Origin of the sequence: Mangrovibacterium diazotrophicum (assembly GCF_003610535.1) — a bacterium.
In the GTDB taxonomy this organism is placed as follows: domain Bacteria; phylum Bacteroidota; class Bacteroidia; order Bacteroidales; family Prolixibacteraceae; genus Mangrovibacterium; species Mangrovibacterium diazotrophicum.
This window is the reverse complement of sequence record NZ_RAPN01000001.1, coordinates 2,420,905-2,443,413: the sequence shown is the minus strand read 5'-3', so window position 1 is coordinate 2,443,413 and position 22,509 is coordinate 2,420,905. Positions and strand designations below refer to the sequence as shown.

The 22,509-nt window shown below is 45.1% G+C and carries 17 protein-coding genes and 2 tRNA genes; 11 read left to right on the top strand and 8 right to left on the bottom strand.

Going from position 1 to position 22,509, the window contains the following annotated elements; genetic code table 11:
- Window positions 1-106: 106 nt before the first annotated feature.
- A complete protein-coding gene (locus BC643_RS09665) occupies window positions 107-1,291 on the bottom strand; it encodes an aldo/keto reductase (protein ID WP_120272890.1) in 1,185 nt (394 codons plus the stop codon).
- A gap of 162 nt (window positions 1,292-1,453) precedes the next feature.
- The gene (locus tag BC643_RS09660) at window positions 1,454-2,296 is read right to left on the bottom strand and encodes a helix-turn-helix domain-containing protein (RefSeq protein WP_120272889.1); all 843 of its coding nucleotides are present in this window, start codon (window positions 2,294-2,296) and stop codon (window positions 1,454-1,456) included.
- 150 nt (window positions 2,297-2,446) lie between these two features.
- Here BC643_RS09660 and BC643_RS09655 point away from each other — a divergent pair, with 150 nt between their 5' ends.
- From BC643_RS09655 to BC643_RS09625, 7 genes are all read left to right on the top strand, one after another.
- The gene (locus BC643_RS09655; protein ID WP_120272888.1) at window positions 2,447-2,848 is read left to right on the top strand and encodes a DoxX family protein; all 402 of its coding nucleotides are present in this window, start codon (window positions 2,447-2,449) and stop codon (window positions 2,846-2,848) included.
- A gap of 58 nt (window positions 2,849-2,906) precedes the next feature.
- A complete protein-coding gene (locus tag BC643_RS09650) occupies window positions 2,907-3,962 on the top strand; it encodes an SDR family oxidoreductase (RefSeq protein ID WP_120272887.1) in 1,056 nt (351 codons plus the stop codon).
- Between the two features lie 25 nt (window positions 3,963-3,987).
- On the top strand, window positions 3,988-5,103 hold the full coding sequence (locus BC643_RS09645) for an aldo/keto reductase (protein ID WP_120272886.1): 1,116 nt from the start codon (window positions 3,988-3,990) through the stop codon (window positions 5,101-5,103).
- 50 nt (window positions 5,104-5,153) lie between these two features.
- Window positions 5,154-6,098, top strand: a complete 945-nt coding sequence (locus tag BC643_RS09640; protein ID WP_120272885.1) for an aldo/keto reductase — start codon at window positions 5,154-5,156, stop codon at window positions 6,096-6,098.
- A 261-nt stretch (window positions 6,099-6,359) separates the two neighbouring features.
- Window positions 6,360-6,611: a hypothetical protein gene (locus BC643_RS09635; protein WP_120274226.1), complete on the top strand. Its 252-nt coding sequence runs from the start codon at window positions 6,360-6,362 to the stop codon at window positions 6,609-6,611.
- Window positions 6,612-6,619: 8 nt separating this feature from the next.
- Entirely contained in the window at window positions 6,620-6,829 is a 210-nt protein-coding gene (locus BC643_RS09630) for a CCE_0567 family metalloprotein (protein ID WP_120272884.1), read from the top strand.
- A gap of 188 nt (window positions 6,830-7,017) precedes the next feature.
- Window positions 7,018-8,454 carry a monomeric [FeFe] hydrogenase gene (locus BC643_RS09625; protein WP_245994908.1) on the top strand — a complete coding sequence of 479 codons (1,437 nt, stop codon included), beginning with the start codon at window positions 7,018-7,020 and terminating at the stop codon, window positions 8,452-8,454.
- A 69-nt stretch (window positions 8,455-8,523) separates the two neighbouring features.
- Here the strand turns inward: BC643_RS09625 and BC643_RS09620 are convergent, their stop codons facing one another.
- Complete coding sequence (locus BC643_RS09620) at window positions 8,524-9,162, bottom strand: O-methyltransferase (protein WP_120272883.1); 639 nt, start codon at window positions 9,160-9,162, stop codon at window positions 8,524-8,526.
- Window positions 9,162-10,382 carry a M16 family metallopeptidase gene (locus tag BC643_RS09615; RefSeq protein WP_245994903.1) on the bottom strand — a complete coding sequence of 407 codons (1,221 nt, stop codon included), beginning with the start codon at window positions 10,380-10,382 and terminating at the stop codon, window positions 9,162-9,164. Before BC643_RS09615 ends, BC643_RS09620 begins: the two co-directional genes overlap by 1 nt.
- Before the next feature lie 189 nt (window positions 10,383-10,571).
- On the opposite strand from BC643_RS09615, the gene BC643_RS09610 reads away from it, so the two are divergent.
- The 4 genes from BC643_RS09610 (at window position 10,572) to BC643_RS09595 (ending at window position 16,285) form a co-directional block, all read left to right on the top strand.
- Window positions 10,572-10,644 (top strand) — tRNA-Phe (locus tag BC643_RS09610).
- Window positions 10,645-10,803: 159 nt separating this feature from the next.
- Window positions 10,804-10,876 (top strand) — tRNA-Phe (locus tag BC643_RS09605).
- Window positions 10,877-11,286: 410 nt separating this feature from the next.
- On the top strand, window positions 11,287-14,472 hold the full coding sequence (locus BC643_RS09600) for a T9SS type A sorting domain-containing protein (RefSeq protein WP_120272881.1): 3,186 nt from the start codon (window positions 11,287-11,289) through the stop codon (window positions 14,470-14,472).
- Between the two features lie 253 nt (window positions 14,473-14,725).
- Window positions 14,726-16,285 (top strand): ArnT family glycosyltransferase, encoded by a 1,560-nt coding sequence (locus BC643_RS09595; RefSeq protein ID WP_120272880.1) that lies wholly within the window; start codon window positions 14,726-14,728, stop codon window positions 16,283-16,285.
- A 57-nt stretch (window positions 16,286-16,342) separates the two neighbouring features.
- Here BC643_RS09595 and BC643_RS09590 read toward each other — a convergent pair whose 3' ends face one another.
- The 4 genes from BC643_RS09590 to BC643_RS09575 form a co-directional block, all read right to left on the bottom strand.
- Window positions 16,343-18,136: an ABC transporter ATP-binding protein gene (locus BC643_RS09590; protein ID WP_120272879.1), complete on the bottom strand. Its 1,794-nt coding sequence runs from the start codon at window positions 18,134-18,136 to the stop codon at window positions 16,343-16,345.
- Window positions 18,137-18,154: 18 nt separating this feature from the next.
- Entirely contained in the window at window positions 18,155-19,900 is a 1,746-nt protein-coding gene (locus BC643_RS09585) for an ABC transporter ATP-binding protein (RefSeq protein WP_120272878.1), read from the bottom strand.
- A 106-nt stretch (window positions 19,901-20,006) separates the two neighbouring features.
- The gene (locus BC643_RS09580; protein ID WP_120272877.1) at window positions 20,007-21,377 is read right to left on the bottom strand and encodes a glutamate--cysteine ligase; all 1,371 of its coding nucleotides are present in this window, start codon (window positions 21,375-21,377) and stop codon (window positions 20,007-20,009) included.
- A gap of 69 nt (window positions 21,378-21,446) precedes the next feature.
- Entirely contained in the window at window positions 21,447-22,448 is a 1,002-nt protein-coding gene (locus BC643_RS09575; protein ID WP_120272876.1) for a glutamate ligase, read from the bottom strand.
- Window positions 22,449-22,509 lie beyond the last annotated feature (61 nt).

The following is a 22,509-nucleotide window of genomic DNA, read 5'->3' as shown; positions in this document are numbered from 1 at the left end:
TTTCGGTCTGAAATTGACTAAATATTTGAAAGTCAGAAGACAGATCGCGATGTTTTTGCGAATGAAAAATTGAGTCCGGTGTCACGATTCCGGAATTTCGTTTTAGCTATTTTTTCTCTTTCGGTTTATAAAGTTCCCGATGTGTTTCTTCAATCAGTTCTACAATTGGGACGTCGGCAGGGCAACGCTTGGTGTCGATCTTTTGCATATTTTCAGCAGTCGGGAAATTGCCGGGGAACCAGTGGTCTTTTTCCTGGAACATGTTATAGCGGTACAAACCAAACTCGCGCATGTCGTAACACTTCAGCATCATCCTGAAACGCAGGATCTCGGGAATATTCAATCCGGAAGGATCGTCCAGCATTTCGTAGCCTTCGTAATGGCCGTACGGATCGAGCTCGCGCTGGGCATCCATGCGTTCTTTGATCTTTTCATCATCCGGGCTAAAAGGCGCAGGGGCCGGGAAAATGCCGTCCAGTAAATCGAAGCTGCAGGTGGCGGGCAAACCAAAAGTCAGTGTGTGAATGGTTTCGTGGCTCAGACAAAAACGGGCATTCCACTGCACCGGGTGAAGCGGAGCCGTGAGGTCAATCAACTTTTGAGGAGGAGTGCTCAGCTTGCCGCCTTTGTCGTTGGGCGAAATGATGAAGACACCCATGTCTTTGCTGGCAGCCAGGTCGATGGCAGCTTTGTTTCGCTGGAAGAAGTAGTAATAGTGCAGGTTGACGAATTCAAACAAGTCCGTATGGATCGCTTTCAGAATAACATCGAGAGGTGCGTGCGTGCTGAATCCGACATGTTTGATCAGGCCTTCTTCTTTCATTTTCAGCAACTCTTCAACCGGGCCTCCGGGCGCGCAGGCTGTTTCAAACAACCCCATCGTGTTCATGCCATGCCAGGCATAGAAATCAAAATAGTCGGTCTTCAGCGTTGCCAGTTGTTCCATAACGAGCTTGCGCATGTCGGCAGCAGTTGTCGAGGCCCCTTTTGTCATCAGGTAGTAAGAGTCGCGCGGAACTTTCAATACATCGTTCAGTACAATGCCGTAAACGGTTTCGCTTTTTCCGTAGCCGTAAGCTGTTTCAATCAGGTTGATCCCTTGGTACAGAGCTTTTTCAACCGTATCGCGGCATTCTTCCAGTGTATCCTGGGGGATCTCGTGGCGGGGTTCAGTCCAGCCATGCTTGAAGCGCATGCCACCCAAGGTAATTACACTGACATTTTTCTCGGTTTTTCCAAAACGGCGGTATTCCATTTTGGGCTTGTAAAGCGAAACATTCTTGAAGTCCATTATTTCGAAGCTTGTTAATTGCGAAACCAAAAGTAATGATCTAAAACAACAAGTATGGAATAAGGTTGAGCCAAGTCGAATTACGGCCCTTTCTTAACTTTTTACTAATGTCTGTTTTCGAATATCAGGGTGACGAGCTTGTAAGAGCAAGCGGCAGAAATCTCAGGCTTCGACTGCCAACGACCGTTTGTAATCGCTGGGGCTGACTCCTGAATGCTTTTTAAACAAACGGTTCAGGTGGCTGGCATCGCTTAGTCCCAGTTCCAGCACAATCTCGTTGATGCGCATGTCGGTATAACGAAGGCGCGTTTCGATGATTTTGTAGCGATAGGTGTTGATGTATTCCTGCAGGCTTTGCCCGGTATGGTTCTTGAAATACTCGCTTACATATTTGGGCGACAGATTGAACTCCATGGCAATCTGGTCGACTTTCAATCGCTCGGGATCGTAAATATTTTGTTGTACGTAATTCAGCAGGAGCATTGCATTGTCTGTTTTAATAGTGGCGTCGACTCCCGAAGTAGCTAGGAGGAGGTTTCGGCTGGCCACGGTCAAAATTGTATCGATCAACTGGCGTATCACGAGTTGTTGCTGAGGATTAGGGCTTGTGTATTCCCGCTCAAGTGCTTCAACCAGCGCACGAACCAGAGGCTTGTCGGTGATGGTTTTCAGGATGCAGCTTGGCATGTGATTGTGCTGGTGATATATAAATTCCAGGCGTTGCAGCCAGTCCCGCGATTGTGTTCGGAGATAAGTGAGGTTGAAGCGAATTATGCAAAAATGGGTCTGCTCTTCCACTTCAAAACTATAAGTATCCTGCGGAAAAAGAAGGTAGAGTTTATTTTTGGCGTAAGGTAGTTTGTGGTCGTTTACCGTATGAGTTCCCGTCCCTTCAAGAATGAAGACCATCTCGAAAAAAGTGTTGCGATACTTCGGTATTTCGAATTGCTTGCCAATAGTCAGAAATTCAACCTCGAAAGGTTGATGTAAATTGCGAATCTCCATCCCGTAAAAATACAAATGAAACCTCGGATTGTACAACGAAAGATGGATAATATAAGGGAAATTTGTAGGAGACTTCACAGACAGACTTGCCGGTAATAACTGAACATACTTCTGCTTTACCCGGATACGCTCCGTTAAAATTTAAACACGATGAATGCAAAGTACAGTTATTTCTTTGTGAAGCTTCCAATGGCACTTTCCCTGTTGGGGCATGGCTTGGTTCGGATACCCAAGTTGCAGATATTTAGCGACTGGATGGTCAATTTTATGGCCAATTCGTATTTGCCAGAGGTGATGATTCGCAGTTTTAGTTACCTGGTTCCCTTTGTTGAAGTGGTAACCGGGGTATTGTTGCTTGTGGGTTTTTACACCCGGCAAACCATTTATCTTGCTCTGGCTTTGATGGCCTTGTTTGTCTTCGGAAACACGACCATTGAAAATTGGGAAGCGATTACTTCGGAGCTGTTGCATGCCGGTTATCTGACAGCGCTGCTTTACCTTATTCAGTACGATCGTTTTTCGTTGGATTGGTTTCGCGGAAAGGAGGCCTGAAGTAACGCCGGGATTTATGCGGGCGTAAGATTGATATCAACTTTAAAGGAGGTGCAGAATGACCAGAAAGAGTGCATTAGTTGTTGGTGGAAACGGAATTGTCGGGAAAAACCTGACACAGTACCTGTGTGAAACAAATGAGTGGGAAGTGTTTGTAACGTCCCGTTCCGGATTACATTACGAAACATCGGCGCATTTTATTCCACTCGCTTTAAGTGCCGCAAACGTCGAAGAGCAAATGGGGGACACGCTCAACGGGATTACCCACGTTTTCTTTGCTGCTTATACAGAACGGCAGGATCCCTATGAGCAGTCGGAAGCCAACGGGCGCTTGATGAAAAACCTGGTTTTAGCTATCCAGAAAAAAGCAACCAACCTGCAACGGGTGTTGTTTATACAAGGCGGAAAAGCTTACGGTGCTCACCTTGGATACTATAAAACGCCGGCTTACGAGTCGGATCCGCGAACGATTACGCCAAACTTTTACTACGACCAGGAAGATTTCTTGCGGGAGGAAAGCAGAGGCCGAAAGTGGAGCTGGACCAGTATTCGGCCTGATATAGTGATCGGAGTTACGATTGGCAACCCGATGAACCTGGCAAACCTGATTGCGGTTTATGCCAATTTGTGTAAAGAAGAAGGAATCCCGATGCGTTTCCCGGGATCACAACAGGCCTACCAGGCTTTGGTGAATGTTACCGGAGTGAAAGTTTTGGCAAAGGCTATGGATTGGGCAGCGAATGCGGGGCAGGCCGTTGATGAAATTTTCAATGTGACCAATGGTGATGTTTTCCGTTGGAGCCAGTTGTGGCCCCGGTTTGGTGAGTACTTTGGTGTTGAGGTAGCCGAACCACAGCGGTTCTCGCTGCAGGAATACATGCCGGGTAAAAAGCAATTGTGGGCACAAATGACGGTAAAGTACGGTTTGAAGCCGTATGAGCTTGATCGGTTGGTACAGTGGGGTTTCGGCGATTTTATTTTTAATGTTGAGTCGGATGCCTTCCAGGATGTAAACAAAGCTCGCCGAGCCGGTTTTCACGAGATGAACGGAGACAGCCTGGGGGTGTTCCTGGAAACGTTCAGGCAACTGAAAGCAGAAAAGATTATTCCATGAAACAGACAATTAAAACAGAAAACAAATGACATCAAGAAGAGATTTTATACGAAAGACGGCGATGGCCTCAGCAGGCACGGCCGCGATTTCATTTTCCGGGATGGGGGCCAACCCTTCTTTTTCCCGATTTGGAGCGATCCTCCAGCAGGTTGACGGGAAGAATATCCGGATCAATCGGAAAATGGGACTTGGCGGAGTGGCCATGGGAAACGGGTTTCATGAAAATACGATCGAACAAATTACCGATGCCCTCACGGCAGCCTGGAACAATGGTGTTCGTTATTTCGACACTTCACCCTGGTATGGTTTGGGCTTAAGTGAACGTCGGCTGGGGCATTTCCTTTTTGAAAAGAAGCGGGAAGATTTCATTTTGTCGACTAAAGTAGGCCGTGTGCTGGAGCCGGATGCGGATTTTACGCCCAACCCGGATTTGCTGTGGAAAGGGAAGTTGAATTTCCGTCATCGCTATGATTATACGGCATCAGGTGTTCGCAAATCGGTTGAGGATAGCTTGCAGCGGTTGGGACTGTCGAGCATCGATGTTGTTTTTGTGCACGACCTTTCTCCGGATAATGGTGACCTCGGAAGTGGCTGGATCGACCAGTTTGAAATGGCCCGTAAAGGAGCTTTCCCCGAATTGACAAAAATGCGGGAAGAAGGAATTATCAAAGCCTGGGGGATGGGCGTGAATACGCCGCAACCTATTCTGAACTGTCTGGAAGTTGCTGATCCGGATGTGATGCTTGTTGCCATTCAATATTCATTGGTCGAACATCAGAATGCGTTGAACGAAGTCTTCCCTGCGATGGAAAAGCGGAACGTGAAGGCCATTATCGGTGGCCCCTTGAATGCCGGATTTTTGGCTAACCGCGATCGCTTTAATTATGGCGGCGAAATGCCGGTGGAAATGCTGCAGAAACGAGTTGAACTTAATCGCATCGTCAAAAAATACCAGCTTGATCTTGGTACGGTTGCTTTGCAGTTCTGTGCTGCACACCCAACGGTTGCTGCTGTGATTCCCGGGGCAAGCAGCGCCACTCAGGTTGTAGCAAACTCGTTGTCGGCAAATGTGAAAGTCCCCGCCGATTTATGGGTCGAATTAAAAGAGGCGAAATTGATTGATGCAAATGCGCCGGTATGAACAGGAATGCTCCGAAGGGAGTATAAAATATTAATGTAAAAGTTTTTAAGATGAAAAAAGTAAAAATAGCAAACACCGAACTGGAAGTTGCTCCGATTAATTTCGGTGGTAACGTGTTCGGATGGACACTGGACGAAAAACAATCGTTCGAGATTTTGGATGCCTTTGTTGACGGAGGTTTCAATTTTGTAGATACGGCGAATACTTACTCCTGGTGGGTGAATGGAGTCGGCGGACAGTCGGAAACCATCATCGGAAACTGGATGAAAGCCCGCGGAAATCGCGAGAAAATGGTGATTGCCACAAAGGTTGGATCTGAAACCAAAGTGCATCCAAAGGATATCAGCAAAAAACAGATTCTGAAAAGCGTTGACGAATCGTTGCAGCGCCTGCAAGTCGACTATATCGATCTGTTTTACACTCACTTTGACGATGATAAAACGCCTGTGGAAGAAACCATGTCTGCTTACGACGAATTAGTAAAAGCCGGAAAGCTACGTTATATTGCTGCATCGAATGTTTCACCTGCCCGTTTGGAGGAGTCATTCGCGGTAGCCGAGAAAAACGGTTTCCCAAAATATGTAGCTCTTCAGCCTCATTACAATTTGGTCGAACGCGAGGGCTACGAAAAAAACTATCTGCCTTTGGTAGAAAAATACGGCTTGTCGGTATTTCCCTACTGGTCGCTGGCTGCAGGTTTCCTGACCGGTAAGTACCGCTCGGAAGCCGATCTTGGGAAAAGCGTTCGCGGAGAAGGTGTGAAGAAATATCTGGACGAAAAAGGTTTGGCTGTTCTCGCTGCGTTGGATCAGATTTCAGAAAAGCACAACAGTAAGCAAGCAACAGTGGCCCTGGCCTGGTTGCTGGCACAGCCTCAGCTTGTAGCGCCGATTGTGAGTGCAACAAGCAAAAGTCAGTTGCAGACGTTGTTCGATGCGCCGGAACTGAAACTTGATAGTGAAGATCTTAAATTGCTTGGTCAGTCGAGCAAATAAGAATTAGAGATAGGTTGTTTCATTTTAAAGGGGGCGTCCGTTTTGGGCGTCCTCTTTTTGTTTTCAGGCAGCGATTCTTTCAAAATTCATATTTAATGAGTTAAAACTCTGTAATTCAAACTGTCCCACATATTTGTAATTGGTCTTCTCGAATGCCTACATAATTGTATTTTAACATTTGTCAAGTTCCTGTTTTTCAGCGTTTATTTTCAGTTTGCATCATTCTTGCATACCCTGTGGCGAACCAAAAATGAATTGACGATGGATATCAAACAAACATGGGAAAAGGTGATTGAGTATGCCACCATGCCCTTACACGGAAGTCTTTCGCGTAAACAGCGAAAGGGAGTAAAAATCCAGATTAACGAAGGTATTGTTTTCGAAGCTGCAACTTTCTTCCTCGAAGAATCTGTTTTGTGGGTGTCGGAGACTACCGGAGGAATGGTGAGCAATACCTACTTCGACTGGTCAAAAATCAGTTCAATCCGCACCATAAGTAATGATGAAAAATAGGAGGACCTATGAGTACAGAAGATATCGCGACGTTGGAGAAAGAAGTAAATAAACTAAAGTTCAAAGCGGGGCAAAAAGCCAGTGAATTGCACGACCTGATTGAAGATCGTTTGCTGACCGACTTTGAAGACATCCCGGCTTTTGCCGAAGCTGCGTATGCTGCCTGTAAACAATGGAGCGACAAGCAAAAAGAATTAAAGCAAATTAAGGGCGTTTAACTGAACACAAATTAGCCTGAGGGGGTAGCCAGTGGGTTACCCCTTTTCTTTTTTTTGTCGCTGCGTGTCAGTAGACTGGCGTTTCTGACGCTACTGTTCTGGTTGCAGAATAGAATGGTTTTAAATTAGAGGCAAATATGTTCTTCAACACAAAATTGGCTAATTTTGTGCCCTCAAAATTTTGACAAATGGCAGCATATGTAAATAACGTAATGATTATCCGTCACGAGCTGATTGCCCGATTGGTACGCATGTTTCAAGCTGGTGAACTGGAGTCGAAAATTAATAACCTCGCTGTTGAGCTTTACCCGAAAGAGCGCCAGGCGCGGGGTCGTTGCTGTATTTACAAGGAACGGGCGATCACCCGTTACAAAATGTTGCCGCTTTTGGGCTTCGAGGTTCCCAATGACGACATCGATTTACACCAGTTGAGCGAATATGCATCTTTGGCGATGGATCGCAAACAGCAACCTGAGAATATTTTGACGGTTGTTGATGAAGCTTGTACCGGTTGTGTGCAAGCTAACTATGTGGTTACCAATTTATGTCGTGGTTGCGTGGCGAGTCCCTGCGTGATGAACTGTCCGAAAAACGCGATTCGTTTTACACCGACCGGTCAAACAGAAATTAAACCCGAAGCCTGTGTTAACTGCGGTTTGTGTCAAAAAGCTTGTCCTTACCATGCCATTATTTACATGCCAATTCCCTGTGAAGAAGCCTGTCCGGTTGGTGCGATTAAAAAGAATGCGAGCGGCAAGGAGGAAATCGACGAGGATAAATGTGTTTATTGTGGCAAATGTATTACTGCTTGTCCGTTTGGAGCCATCTTCGAACTCTCAGCCGTTATTGATGTGATGCGTGCAATTGAGCGCAAAGAGCAGGTGATTGCAATGGTGGCACCATCAATCCTGGCGCAGTACGCCGAAACACCAGCGCAGGTCTTTGCTGCCATTGAGCAGATTGGTTTTTCAGAAGTGGTTGAGGTAGCCCGCGGTGCGGAAAAAACAGCCCGTCACGAGGCCATCGAGTTGAAAGAAAAGCTGGCCGAGGGGCAACCATTTATGACGACTTCCTGCTGTCCTTCGTATGTGGAAACGGTACGGAAACATGTTCCCGGATTGGAGCCTTATGTGTCGCACACGCCATCTCCTTTGGCCTACACAGCTGAAGAACTGCGTGCAAAATATCCGAACGCGAAACTCGTGTTTGTTGGACCTTGTGTGGCAAAGCGTAAAGAAGCGCGTGACCAGAACAGTGCTGATTTTGTGTTGAGTTTCGAAGAGTTGGATTCGATGCTGGAAGGAATGGATATTCAACCCGCCAAAATGGAAGGTATCGCTGTTGAATCATACACAGCCGAATCGCGTGGTTTTGCTCAGAGTGGAGGTGTTTTGGGCGCTGTGGTTGCCGAAAAGCAATTGGAAAGCTTCAAGGCAGAAACCATTAACGGAATCGACAAAGCGATGATTCGTACGATGAAGCAGATGGAAAAAGGAAAAGTGTCGGCCCAGTTCTATGAAGTAATGGCCTGCGAAGGCGGATGTATTGCCGGACCGGGTGCCAACATCAAATCAGCCAAAGCGAAAAAGAACTTCATTAACTCGATGAAAGAGTTGTCGAAATAAAAAGGATTTTTGGATTGTCGGATTGCCGGATCTTCGGCCTGAAAACTGAACATTTTGACTGGTCACTGATCACTGTTTCCGGATCAGCATCAGCCCATCCCGCAGCGGAAGGATAACTTGTGTTACCCGTGGGTCATTCTTTACTTTGTCGTTGAAGGCGAGGATGCCGATGGTTTGTTCGTCGCGCGGATCCACTTCTTCTACCACTTTGCCATCCCAAAGGATATTGTCGGCTAGTAAATAGCCGCCTGGGCGAACTTTGTCGAAAACCAGGTCGTAGTAGCGGCTGTATTCGCGTTTGTTTCCATCCAGAAAAACAAAGTCGAAAGTCTCGTCAAGCGAGGGGATGATTTCGCAGGCATCGCCGATGTGCTGTTGAATTTTTTGCTGCATCCCTGCTTTTTCAATGTACTTGGTCGCGATCCATTCCAGTTCATCATTCACCTCGATGGTGTGCAGTTTCCCGTCTTCAACCAAACCTTTGGCCAGGCAAATAGCCGAGTAGCCGGTAAAGGTGCCGATTTCCAAAATGCGCTTTGGGCGAATCATCTGGCTGAGCATGGTCAGCAACATGCCCTGGATGTGCCCCGATAGCATGCGCGGCCGCAGGATGCTGATGTTGGTTTCCCGATCCAGTTCGTACAAAACCGGGTCTTCCGGCGTGCTGTGTTCCAGAATGTATTTGTCCAGTTCGAAATTTCGATCCATTACTCGTAAATTAAGGTGCTTAGCGCGCTTTCTTCCAGTACTTCATTAGCAATTTCCAGAAGCTGGATGTCGGTTATCTCATCAATCTTTCGGTAAATCGCGGGTAAGTCGTCCACTTTATTATAGAGCAGAAGGCTCTTGCCCAGTGTCAGCATCAGGTCGTCGCGGTTTTCGCTCGAAATCGCAATTTGCCCGATCAATTGTTTTTTGGCTTTTGCCAGTTGCAGTTGGCCGAGGCGTTTTTCTTTAATCAGCTTAAATTCTTTTTTCACCAAACGAATCGCCTTTTCCAGGTTTTCGCGGTCGGTACCAAAGTAAACGTTGAATTGCCCGGTATCTGAAAAAGCCGTGTAGTTCGATTCCACGTTGTAGGCCATCCCGTTTCGTTCGCGCAGGGTCAGGTTTAGGCGCGAATTCATCGACTGACCTCCCAAGATGGAGTTCAACAGCACCATGCCCATCCGCTTTTCGTCCTGCGCGTTATAGGCAATATTCCCGATGACGCAGTGGCTTTGGTAGGTGTCCATCTTTACCTGCTTAAATCCGGGAACGTAATTCTCGAACAACTGGCGCTGGTGCTGGCGTGGCGCAGCCGGAACTTCGCCAAAGTAGCGTTCGGCCAGATTGCGGAATTTCTCAAACGGAATGTTTCCCACTGAGCTCAACACCATTTCGCTGGTGTGGTAGTTATTCTGAATAAAGCGAAGAATATCTTCGCGTTTGAATGATTTCACCAACTCGGGTGTTCCCAGTATGTTGCGGGCAATCGGGTGACCATCGAACAACAATTCGTCAAAATCGTCAAAAATCAGTTCCGAGGGGCTGTCTTTGTATGAGTTGATTTCCTCGATAATCACTTCCTTTTCGCGCTCAATCTCGCGGGCCGGGAAGGTGCTGTTCCGAATGATGTCGCTGATCAGCTCCATGCTGCGGCTGTAGTACTCGTTCAAAAAGGTGGCGTAAACGGCCGTTTCCTCCTTGGTGGTATAAGCGTTAATCTCGCCGCCCACATCTTCAATCCGACTGAGGATATGATAGGCTTTGCGCTTTTTTGTGCCTTTAAAAATCACGTGCTCAATAAAGTGCGCAATGCCCTGTTCTCCGATTGCTTCGTCGCGGGAGCCGGTATTTAGAATAATGCCAAAATGGGCCGCGGGCGACTCCACCTGTTGGTGAATGATGCGGATTCCATTGGATAGTATACTGGTATCTATTTTCACTTTCTGCTTAATTGGAGTGCAAAAGTAGAAATACGCGAAATAAATACAATCGATAATTTCATGAAAAAGAGAGATTTCTAACAGAAGAATCATAAAAAATGTCGCCGGACGGTGTTTTTTATTTTGAAGTCAGAAATTTTGCCCTATATTTGCAACCGCAATTGCGAAACACAGCAGTTGCACACCAGCGGTGCCATAGCTCAGTTGGTAGAGCAATGGACTGAAAATCCATGTGTCCCCGGTTCGATTCCTGGTGGCACCACTGCAAAAGGAAAGATGAATGTCTTTCCTTTTTTTATGTCTTTTCGGAGGCTGAAAAATATTTTTTGAGGAAAATGAAAATCTGTTCGCAACTATAAAGTTTTCTACTATATTTGCGACCGCAATTGCGAAAGAGAATACGCTTTGACGCAACGCCGACGGTGCCATAGCTCAGTTGGTAGAGCAATGGACTGAAAATCCATGTGTCCCCGGTTCGATTCCTGGTGGCACCACCGAAAATGAAAATTAAGCCCTGTGAGTTATGACTCGCGGGGCTTTTTATTTTGTCTTCTTAGTAGATCACAGATAAAACAGTTTTTTTTCTTAAAGAATCCAATATTCCTTCTGGAAATTCTTGATCAAAGTTTTTTTGTAGGTGTATAACTGGATGAAAAAAAACAGACTAACTAAATAACTGGATGTTGCAAATTTTGTAAGGCGCGAGACAAAACATCAACGTAATTTGCGGAAATGTTTATACCATTTCTGCTGGTCATTGATCCAATCAAGGATTTGAAAAAAATAAAACGACAGAGATTTTCCCCATAAGTACTAAATCTCTTTCGCTTGCGGCAAAAGAGGGGCAAGGGGGATTCTTAAGATGTTCTATTTTTGTTAAATTGCGTGCAAATATTTATCAAATATGTGTAAGATTTCCTCCATTTGCAGCGCTTTTCTTGTTTCAATTATTTGTTTGGTATTTATCAATACGTCTGTCGCCCAAAAAGATTTACTCTGGAACTATCATTATGACGACGGATTACGCACGAGTAGAGATTACCTTTTAAAATCATTTTTAACCGGCAACAACGAAATTATTTTTACCGGGAGATTAGAAGCGAGTTTCACAAATACCGATTTTATTTCAGCAAAAATATCCGAAAACGGGAAAATTTTATGGGAAACGCAGTATTCATCAATTAAAGATGAAGCAGATACAATTATTTTAAATTATGATGGAGGAGGAATTAATTCACAAGATATTCCTGTTTCAAGCTATTTAGATAAAGACGAAAACCTTTATAGTGCAGTTATCTTGGAGGAGAATTTTAATAATGGTTATTTTTCACAAGATGTAGCTGTAATGAAACAAGATAGGCAGGGAAATATCTTATGGAAAAATATCTTCTATCGTCAGGGGATTGATTTTGCTGTAGACGATATTTTTCGTGGTTTCTATGTTGATTCGCTAGGAAATTCATGGTTATTAACCCACGCACCAATTGATAGTCCGGCTTATAGTTTGGTTAAGTATGACAATGCGGGTAATCAAATTTTCGTTTCACATTTTGATTTACCTGAAAATACTGATTATAGCAATGCCCAATTAGATCTTATTGATGGAAAAATCACTTTTGTTTCTTTGCATATAGAAGTTGGCCCCTTCCTGATCGCCACCTTTTCAGATATTGGTGAGATTGAAAGGGAATATCATTTAGGTAACAAAGGAGATGTAGGTATGGGGGCGAGGAGATATGAAAAAATTTGGTTTGTTAATTTTCCAACAGGCGAAAAGGCCATTGTAGGTAAATTGTGGTATTGGTATGGTGGCAAAAAGTACTATAAATTAAAAATATTCTATTTTGACAATAACTGGAATCAGATAGCAGATATTGAACCGAATAGTATTCCGACAGATGACATTTATCCTCATAACGTTTCTTTGTGTGGCGGAAATATATACATAAACGGTGGCGTTTATTATACACTTGAAGACGACTTGTCGATGAAGCCGTTTATCCTTCAATACGATAGGAATGCAAATGAAAACCTTATTTATTTAAATAATACGGACAACCAGGGAGGTCTCGTTAGATCATTAAATGTTTCAAATGATACGGTATACCTTACAGAGAATGTATTTGACTCGTTAACTTACAGAACAAACCTTGTGCGTTTGGTAAATACATCTCAAATTGACTATCGCAAAGAAATTGGCGTTAACGGCTACAGATGCCACCCAGAGAACATCTATAAAACGAATAATTCTCTAATTTTTACAGGAGAGCTTCGAAATACTGTTACACCTCAATATCCAGAAGATACGAATAGCGAGCAATGGGTTGCCAGTTATAATGAAGAAGGGACTGAACAGTGGAGCGTAACAAATACTGGAACCGGGGCTTCAGATATACAATTTGAAAAGGTTATATCGGATCGTTTCAACAATAGCTATGTATGCGGAGATAGCCAAATTGGACCAATTGGTACAGGAACTAGCTATTTTGAAAATCAACATTTATTACTACAAAAGATTGATGCTTTAGGTAATCTGGCTTGGTCCAGACGAATTTCCACTGATACGACAAAACAATTATCATACAGATCTGAATATATGAAGTTGTTGTTTGATAAAGATGGTAATATTCTTTTATCAGGCTTTTCATCCTTAGATATCTATGTCTATAAGTTTTCCCCAGAGGGAGATCTCTTTGCCAAAAATATTATAGAAACTGAAATAGGTACACTTGTAAGAGACATTCATATTGATTCTAAGAACAACATTTATTTGTATTTACCTTATTATTCCAAGCCATCACAAATAATAAAATTGTCTTCCGATTTAAATGAGTTGTGGCGGTTTAATTTTGAAGAAGAGCTAAACAGAGATGAACCGGGGTTTTTCATAGAGCAAGATAATGGTGAAATCGATTTTATCTCGAAAGACGGAGATCTTATTGAAATTTCAGAGAACGGAATACTTAAATCGCGAACAGAGATATCGGAGTTTGAGAGCATTAATCATGTAAGAAAAACGAAAGAAGGAACATTCTTCTTAACAGGCACAATCGAGTCTGGCTACAGAGATCGTATAAAGATTGTTGAGATAGACTCGACGGGAAAAATTCTTTGGGAGCATAGTGATAACAATATTGCTGAAGGTAAATACTCGATGGATCTGCCCTCCGGAGACCTTGTTGTTTTTGGTGGATCGGATGATGCCAGCATTTACTTGAGATTTAACAATAAAAGAGAGTTTTGTTATCAAAAAGAGTACCCACCAGTTAAAATGACTCTAATTTGTGAAGATAGTCTTCAAAATTTACTTCTTACAGACAATTATTTCAATAATGCAATAATGAAAATTGCTCCCAATGGTGATTCAATAACTAGTTATCAATGCATTAATGATACGTTAGCAGCGAATTTACAAATAACAGATATTAAAGTAGATGCCAATAATAATCCTTTAGTTAGTGGCTATACCAACAACATATCATCCACTCATTACTATGTATGGAGTGTGGGCACTGTCGCTAAATTTTCACATCCTGAGTCGATTAATCAGCCTCCGTTATTTGTAAAACGACCTGAGCTAGAAAACTTTTCTAATCCAAATTATCGGGATACCTTGCTGGCAGTAGATCCTGATGGAGATTCTATTACATATTCGATTGAACAAGGCCCTGATTGGCTAGCAGTAACTGACGATGGAATTTTGTCTCGGAATGATAATTATTCAACAGATTCATTAATAATATTCAGAGCGACAGACAGCCATGGTGCATTTGATAGACTAATTATGACTTACGCCTTAGAATCAACAACGGATATAAGTACAGATGTAAACACCTTATCAAACGGTTCTTTTATTGTTTATCCTAATCCAAGTAATGGAATATTACATCTAAAACTTCAGGACAACAATCAAAATAAAAAATGCAATGTTGAGATATATGACATGAAGGGGAATGTTGTTTATAACAAAATATTATCTGCCAATTCAACAGCTGAATACAACATTAATCTGTCATCCCTAAGTTCCGGACACTATGTGTTAATGATAAACGGAGACCGAAATTTTAGTTGTAAAGTTATATTACAGTAAAACTTTATAAATAGAAGTTCATTGGATATCCTAAGTAGAGATTTAATAGATATCGGATTGATTGTCGCTTTCGAAGGAAAATGTTAATTGATTAACCCCCTATTGATCAAGAAAATTGATTAATCATGTTAGACTAAGCAATAAAAAATGCAAATTCGCAGATCGAACCACCCCCACTGTTTGTTGAATGAAGTCTGAACTGATCGGCAAAAGCGTTTTGCCCGGTTTGATGAATTGATTTAAAGCTTGTGTGATGAAAAAATTTGTCTTGGTTCTTTTGTTAAGTGTGGTTTTGTTCTTCACTTTTTTGGGACAAACAACCGTATTTCAGGTGGCGGAGGCCCGCAATGCTGAATGTGCCAAGGAAATGCTGGAGAATGACAATTGGGTCGTTCCCACCTTTAATGGCGAGCTACGTACCGATAAGCCCGCCCTCGAATATTTCGGGATGATCCTCGCTTATTTGATGTTTGGTGTGAACGAAACAGCGGCCCGTTTTTTCTCAGCGCTGTGCGGTGTACTGGTTGTACTGGCAACCTTCTGGTTTACCCGCCGCCATTGGGGAGAGAAGGCTGCATTGTGGGCATCGCTGGTGCTGTTGTCGTCCTTGCACGTCATTTTGCAGTTCAGGCTGGCAACGCCCGATCCCTACCTCATTTTATGTCACACACTATCGCTGTATCTTTTTTACGAAGGCTGGGTTTCGCGCAAATGGAAATGGTTTGCCGGAATGTATGTTTTCCTGGGACTTGGTATTTTGGCCAAAGGGCCGGTTGGACTGCTCTTGCCGTCGCTGACCGTAGGAATCTTTCTGCTGGTAACCAAAGCATTTAACTGGAAGAATATTGTGCTACTCAAGCCTTGGTGGGGAACCTTTATCGTTCTGTTCTTCAGCTTACCTTGGTATTGGGCAGTTGATGTGCAAACCGGAGGTCAATGGACCAGGGGCTTTTTTCTGGAACACAACCTGGATCGATTCAATAATGGGTTACAGGGGCACGGTGGCCCGTTTATACTGACCGTGGCTTTTATATTGGCTGGTATGCTGCCATTTTCGGTTTTTGCTGTTAGAGCGCTACGTGCGGTTTGGAAGAATCGAAAGGAAGATCGTTTGCTGGTATTTGCCTTGGTGGCGGTTGGCGTTGTGGCCGTATTTTATGCTTTTTCGCACACCAAGCTCATAAATTATACGTCGCCGGCCTACCCATTCTTTGCTATTTTATTGGGATATTTTATTTCGAATCTGATTGAAGGTCGTTTTTCGAACCGGAAACTTCTGATCGAATTTTCTATCATTGCCGTTTTGGCTTTGGGCATTCCGGTGGGCGTCTATTTCATCGCCGAAAATACGCCTCCGCTCGAAACAGTGCGGTGGATTGCCTGGTGCCTGGTGCCTTTCCCGGTGGGAGCTGTTTTCGCTGTTTTCTACATGCGCCAGTCCGTGCAAAAGGGACTCTTGGCGGTTGCCGGGACGTTTATGGTTTCAACCTTGATCTTCTTTGGCGGACCGTTCCATATTATCAATCACCAGTCGCCCATCGAGAAGTACCACGAGTTGGTTAGTGCGCATCCGAATGTGGTTGCGTACAAGGATTTCGACAATGCTTTTGCCTTTTATGCACAGCGTCCGATTCCTGTTTTTCAGACGGAAAAGGAGCTTGAAGCTTATTTGGCGCAGCATAAGAATGTGTTGGTTTTAACCCGCGATCACGATTTGAGCTACATGGATACTATTCCGAATATCAAACGTGTCGGAATTGACCACGACTTGTTTAGTCGACGGATGACAGGGGTTTATCACGAAATAGAATAACGCTCCGGTCTCCGGATTATTTGGATAGACGATGACTTCGATCTTGCTTTGAACCGACTATTCTTTCAGACGAACTTCTTCATTTTCTTCTTCAAAATGATGCAGAAGTTGGGCGTATTTTCCGCCGTGTTCAATCAGTTGTTCGTGGTTGCCGCGCTCAATAATTCGACCTTCTTCCAAAACCAGGATCAGATCCGAGTTTTTAATCGTGCTTAGTCGGTGCGCCACAGCAATGACGGTTTTCGTGGAGAAGATATTAGCAATTGCCTGCTGAATGTATTTCTCCGTAACTGAATCCACGGCGCTGGTTGCTTCATCCAAAATGATGAGTTCGCTGTTGCCGCAAATAGCGCGTGCAAACGAAATCAGCTGGGCCTGGCCTTTCGACAGGTTGTCGCCGTTGTCCTGAATGACGAACTGGTATTTGTTCGGCAGATTCTGGATGAATCGGTCGGCATACACAAATGAAGCCGCTTGTTCCACCTCGTTTGAGGAGAGGCCTTTTCTGCCCAGCGAAATATTGAATTCCACTGAATTGTTGAACATGAAAATATCCTGCTGCATCACCGAAACGGTTTCACGAAGTTGTGCCAATGGAATGTTTTTCAATTCCCGCCCGTTTACTTTGATGGAGCCGCGGTATCCCGTGTAGGTTTTCGCCAGTAGCTTGATGATGGTCGACTTGCCCGAGCCGGTTGTTCCAACAAGTGCCAGTCGGTCGCCTTTTTTCAGTTTGAAGGAAACGTCCTGCAACACGTCGGGACCGTCGGCTGAATAGCTGAAGAAAACCCGGTCGAATTCAATTTCCTGCAGAGCCAGTGGCGCCGGAACTTCTGATGTAATTTCCGTGCCCGGTTCTTCCACCTTCTGATCGTGCAGCTCACTCACGTGTTCCAGTGCCGACAATGCTCGCTGGATGGTGGAAATCTGTTGTGCAAATTGCTTCACCGGGATAAACAGGCGCTCGAGGGTGGTAACAAAAACGATGAGAACCCCGAGTGTAAAAGCCTGGTCCCAGATCTGAATGGCGCCGTACCAAATTACCAGCGCCGTAGCCACGGAGGTGATTCCTTCAACGATAGAGTATAAGGCAGAATCGTAAACGTTGGAGTGGTTTTGGGCATCGCAAAATTCTTTATTGAGCTTGTCGAATTTCTCGAAAGCTTCCCCTTCAGCAGCGTACAGTTGGATCGTTTTCATCCCGTTCAGCGATTCCTGCAGATAGGCAGCCGATTTCGCCAAGCTGGATCGCGAAGCATCGTAGGCCTGCCGGATCTTTTTTCGCAGAAAACGCATCGCCAAAACAATGAGTGGAACAACCAGCAATAGAATCAGGGTGAGTTGCCAGTTGAGGTAGAACAGGTAAGCTACCAGTGCCAGTGTTTTAATGCTGTCGGCCAATAGCCCCAGGATACCCGCGGCAAACGATTCGGAGATGGCCTCCATGTCGCTGGTCAGGCGCGATAGGGTGACACCAATCGGTTTCTTATCGAAGTAGCTCAGCGGAAACCGAAGCGACTTGGCAAAAAGTTCTTTACGCAGATCGACAATCGCCAGCCCGCCGGATTTGGAGAAGGAGTAGCTGTAAATTCCGTCGAACAGCAAGTTCAGGATGAGAACCACGGCCAGCAGTATAATCTGGATTTTCAACCCAGCCACGTTTCCCGGCACAATGTAGTGGTCGATAATATTTTCAACGAGCCACAGGAAGAGGATGCCGGCGATGGCCGTAATCGGGATCGAAACCATACTGAGAACGAACCACTTTTTGTGCGGAACAAAGTAGCGCCCGAATTTTCGTATCAGGTTCCAGTCTTTCGATTTAAAGAAGTTTGTATTCAATAGCGTCATGATCTGTTCTTCCTGTTTTTACTTTTCCTTTTGCAATTGAGCGATTTCCCGGTAAAAGTCCGATGTTTTCAGCAGTTCATCAGGTCTTCCCTGCGCAGCCATTCGTCCGTCTTCCAATACAATAGTATAATCTGTTTTTTCCAGCACGCTGATTCGGTTCGAAACAATCACCAGGCTTTTGGCCGCGTTGTTCTCCACGATCTGCTTGATCAGAAAACGTTCGGTGTCGGTGTCCACGGCCGAGAAAACGTCATCCAGAATCAGCAATTCGCAAGGCGTGTAAAGCGCACGAGCCAGGCTCAGTCGTTGTTTTTGTCCGCCCGAAAGCATGATTCCTTTTTCGCCAACCAGTGTTTTTTCTTTTTGGCCAAAGCGGGCCAGTTCTTCGCGGAAGGCACTTTTGAAAATAACCTCGTCGAACTCGTTTTTCGTTGCTGCTTTCTCTGATCCAAAGGCAACGTTATTTTCAATGGTATCTGAGAACAGGAACACTTCCTGGCTCACAGTCCGCACAACAGAACGAATGTCTTCGCTTTTCATTTCGGCAGCGTCCTTTTTCCCGAAATAAATCATGCCTTTTTCGGGGCGGAGATAGCCATTCAGGCAGTTAATCAGAGTTGTTTTTCCGGCACCAACCTGTCCGGTAACCCCGATGATTTGTCCGGGTTTTATGGTGAACGAGATATTTTCAAGTGCTGGCTTTTCAGCGTTGTGGAAAGTGTAGCTCAGGTTTTCAAATTTGATTTCGGACTCGAAAAGCTTTTCTTTTTCCTCCTTCACCAAACTTTGTCTCTCATCGTCCGCACCTTTGCGCGACAGGATGGTTTGTATACTGTCTATCCCCACCATCCCTTGCTGGAAAATGGTCAGCACCCAGCCGAGTCCCATGATTGGTTGCGCCAACAGGGCGGCGTAGGCAATGTAGGCCGTGAGTTCTCCGATGGTGAACTTCGCATCGATCACATACAAACCACCAACTAACAGAACAAGGATCTTCAGGATCTGTCCGAGGTTAGCAAGCAGAGGCATGATGAACGATCGAATCCAGCTAATTTTCATGCCTTCGTCAAACAGCTTCAGGTTATCGTGCTGAACTTCCTCTTCGGCATAATTATAAATGTTGAAGCTTTTGATAACGGCATTCCCCGACAAAAATGAAATGGTTTTTCCAGAAAGGCTCTGCAAGGTTCCCATGCGCAAATGCGTGTACTTCACCATGACAGCCATTCCAACGCGCACGGTCACGAAAATGACGACCATCGGGATGACGCAATACAGGGTGAGGGCAGGCGACAGTTGCCACATTTTATAGGGGGTCAGCGATAGCGACAGGATGATGTTGACGATTTGAAGAATCCCGAAACCGGTGATCATGCGCACCCCGTTGATGTCGTTGTTGATTCGGGAAATGATGGAGCCGGTCGAGTTTTCGTCGTAATAGGCTTTGGGGAACGATGCGAGTTTTTTAAACATTTCGCCTTTGAGGTTCCGCTCGATTAATCGCGCCGGAACAAAAATCAGAATGCGCGAGAGCGAGCGAACAAGGATCAAGGTGACAGCCAGCCCGACAATGATTAAAACGTTCCGCTGAAACTCCGATTCATTGCCGGCTTTTCCGGCAGCAATCAGGTCGATTGTCTTTTGGATAAATTCAGGGATAGTGATCGATGCCCAGACCGTTAAAGCCAAAAAGATAATTCCACCAGTGTACCACCAGCGGTATTGATGCGTGTATTTAAAGACAAATTTTAATTTCGAAAACATGAATTAATTTACAGTTGAACAATTTACCATTTACCATTATGGGCCTTTTACTGACGACTTAGCAAATCTACAAATTAACGGCTGAAGGATTCAATCAATCGCCTGATTACTTAACCGGGCAACTTTGCAATTGTTTTTCGCGCCAGTTTTCGAGCAGGCGAATCAGGTTCGAATCGAAGTCGTCACGATAGCAATTGAGCAGTCGCTCTGCCTGAGTTAGACCACTGTCGGTAATCTCCCGAACCGGATTCAGGTATTGGCTTTCGTCGTTTGTGCCACAGCGTTTGGCTCTGCGGCTCAGGCCATCGCTGGCCAGCTGGTAAAGCAATTTTGAAATTTTACCGGCATCCAGATTTTTAGTGGCCGCTTTCAATGCTTTTGTTGGAACCTGTGCCCGAATATCCTGGATTTCGTCAATGTTCCAACCGGAGATCAGTTCATAAGCTTCATTCCGGCTGCGTTCGTCGTACAACAATCCAACCCAGAAAGCCGACAGCGCTGCGATGTGTTTTACACAGCTGGCATCAGCGCCGCGCATTTCAATGTATTGCTTCAAGCGAACATCGGGGAATACGGTTGACGCGTGTGTTTCCCAGTCTTCCATGGTTGGGGCGAATTGGTGTTTGCCCTGCATGAACTCACGGAATGTGATTCCATTGGAGGCGTGATATTTGCCGTTACGGTAGATGAAATACATCGGCACATCGAGCAAATAGTCGACCCAACGTTCAATTCCAAATCCTTCGTCGAAAATGAAGGATTGAAAGCCACAGCGATCAGGATCGGTATCATTCCAAATTTGCGTGCGGTAGCTGAGATACCCGTTGGGCTTGCCCTCCGAAAACGGGGAGTTGGCAAAAATAGCCGATGCAAAAGGTTGCAGCGCCTGCGCGATGCGCATCTTTTTGATCATGTCCTGCTCGCTTTCGTAATCCAGGTTCACCTGAATGGTTGCCGTGTTGCTCATCATCTGCAGTCCCAGGTTGCCTTTGGTGGGCATGTAGTTTCTCATGATGGCGTAGCGCTCCTTGGGCATCCACGAGATGTCGTTGACACTCCACAGCGGATCAACACCCATCGGCAAGGTAAAAAATCCCAGGTCGCGACAAATGCAGCTTAGTTCATCAAAGTGCTTTCTGGTTTCTACGAATGTATGATGGATGGTTTTGAAATTCTTACCAGAAAGCTCAAACTGACCGCCCGGTTCCAGTGTGATGGACGCGCCGTTCTGCTTCACGCCAATCAGGAATTCTTTTTCCATAATCGGGTTCCAGCCTTCACTCAGAAAATGTTGAAGGATTGTTCTGATCCCAACTTCCGATTCGTAGGGTAGCCGCTTAAAGTCACCCAATTTGTAGAGGAACTTTTCGTGCTCGGTACCGATTCCCCAATCGTCGAAAGGCGTGTTTCCCCGCTCGAAATAGTCAACCAGTTGCGCTTTGTTGCGGATTATTTGTTGTTTTTCTGTTTCTGTCATGGGATGAGTTGCAAGTTCTAAGTTTCAGGTTTGGAATTTGAAACCTGGAATTTGTTTTTTTATGCTTTGTTATTTCGATCTCAGGATGCTGTCTAAAACGTATTTTTCAACCTGACGGTTTTTACCGATGTACGGGAAATTGTGCATCGACAGCATGGCCGGTGCGTTCAGCTCCACTACGATGTAATGTTCCTCGCCCGGTTCGGCTGTCCAGTCGTCGATGATGATGTCGATACCTGCAATGTTGAGGTCAGCTGCCAGGGCTGCCTGCTCTGCTATATTTTTGTAAAAGTCGGGCATGTTATCGGTCACGTCAACGCTGTCGCCACCGGTGCTCAAATTCGAGTTTTTCCGCAGGTAGATTTTTTCACCTTTCGTTAAAACGGTGTCCATTCCAATCGACTGTGCTTTCAAATGTCGCTGCACCTCTTCGTCAACTTTGATTTGTAAAAGCGGGTGGCGGTAGTCGGTTCCCCGGCCTTGGTTCTTGGCAGCGATGAGTTGTTCAACGCTTTGGATGCCGTCGCCGGTAATGTTGGCCGGTTCGCGGAAAGCGATTGCCCGAACTTTTCCATCAATCACCAAAAAACGGTATTCCTGCCCAGCAAAATACTCTTCTACAATCACCCTTTTTGAGTGTCGGAAGGCGCGTTCAACGGCCTCATTCAATTCGTCGTTATTCCGGATATTGGTGCTTACTGCGATGCCGTGATCCGTGTCGGCTGGTTTTACCACTGCCGGAAAACTGATTGTTTTTAGCACAGCGGAATCGTACCCGTTTTGCAAAAGCACCCCGTTGGCCTGGCGAATTCCTTTTCGTTTCAGGAACTGGCGGGTCATCCATTTGTCGTTGGAAATCCAGTAAGCAATCAGGCTGTTGGCATCTGAAATGGTGCCTTCGTGAATGATGTATTCTTTTCCCTCGTAGGTTACGGCAATCAGGTTGTTGGTTTCGTCGATGATCTCAAGGGGTAAATTCCGGCGCAAAACCTCGGCAATAATAATTTGTGTAGTGGCCTCAAATTGCTCGTATCCGGGCAAAGGTGTAAAGTTGTAGTTACTCTTCTCCATTGTTTGTTTCTCGTTGGCCGACCAAAGTTACGAATATTGAGCAGACTCAATTTCTATTCGC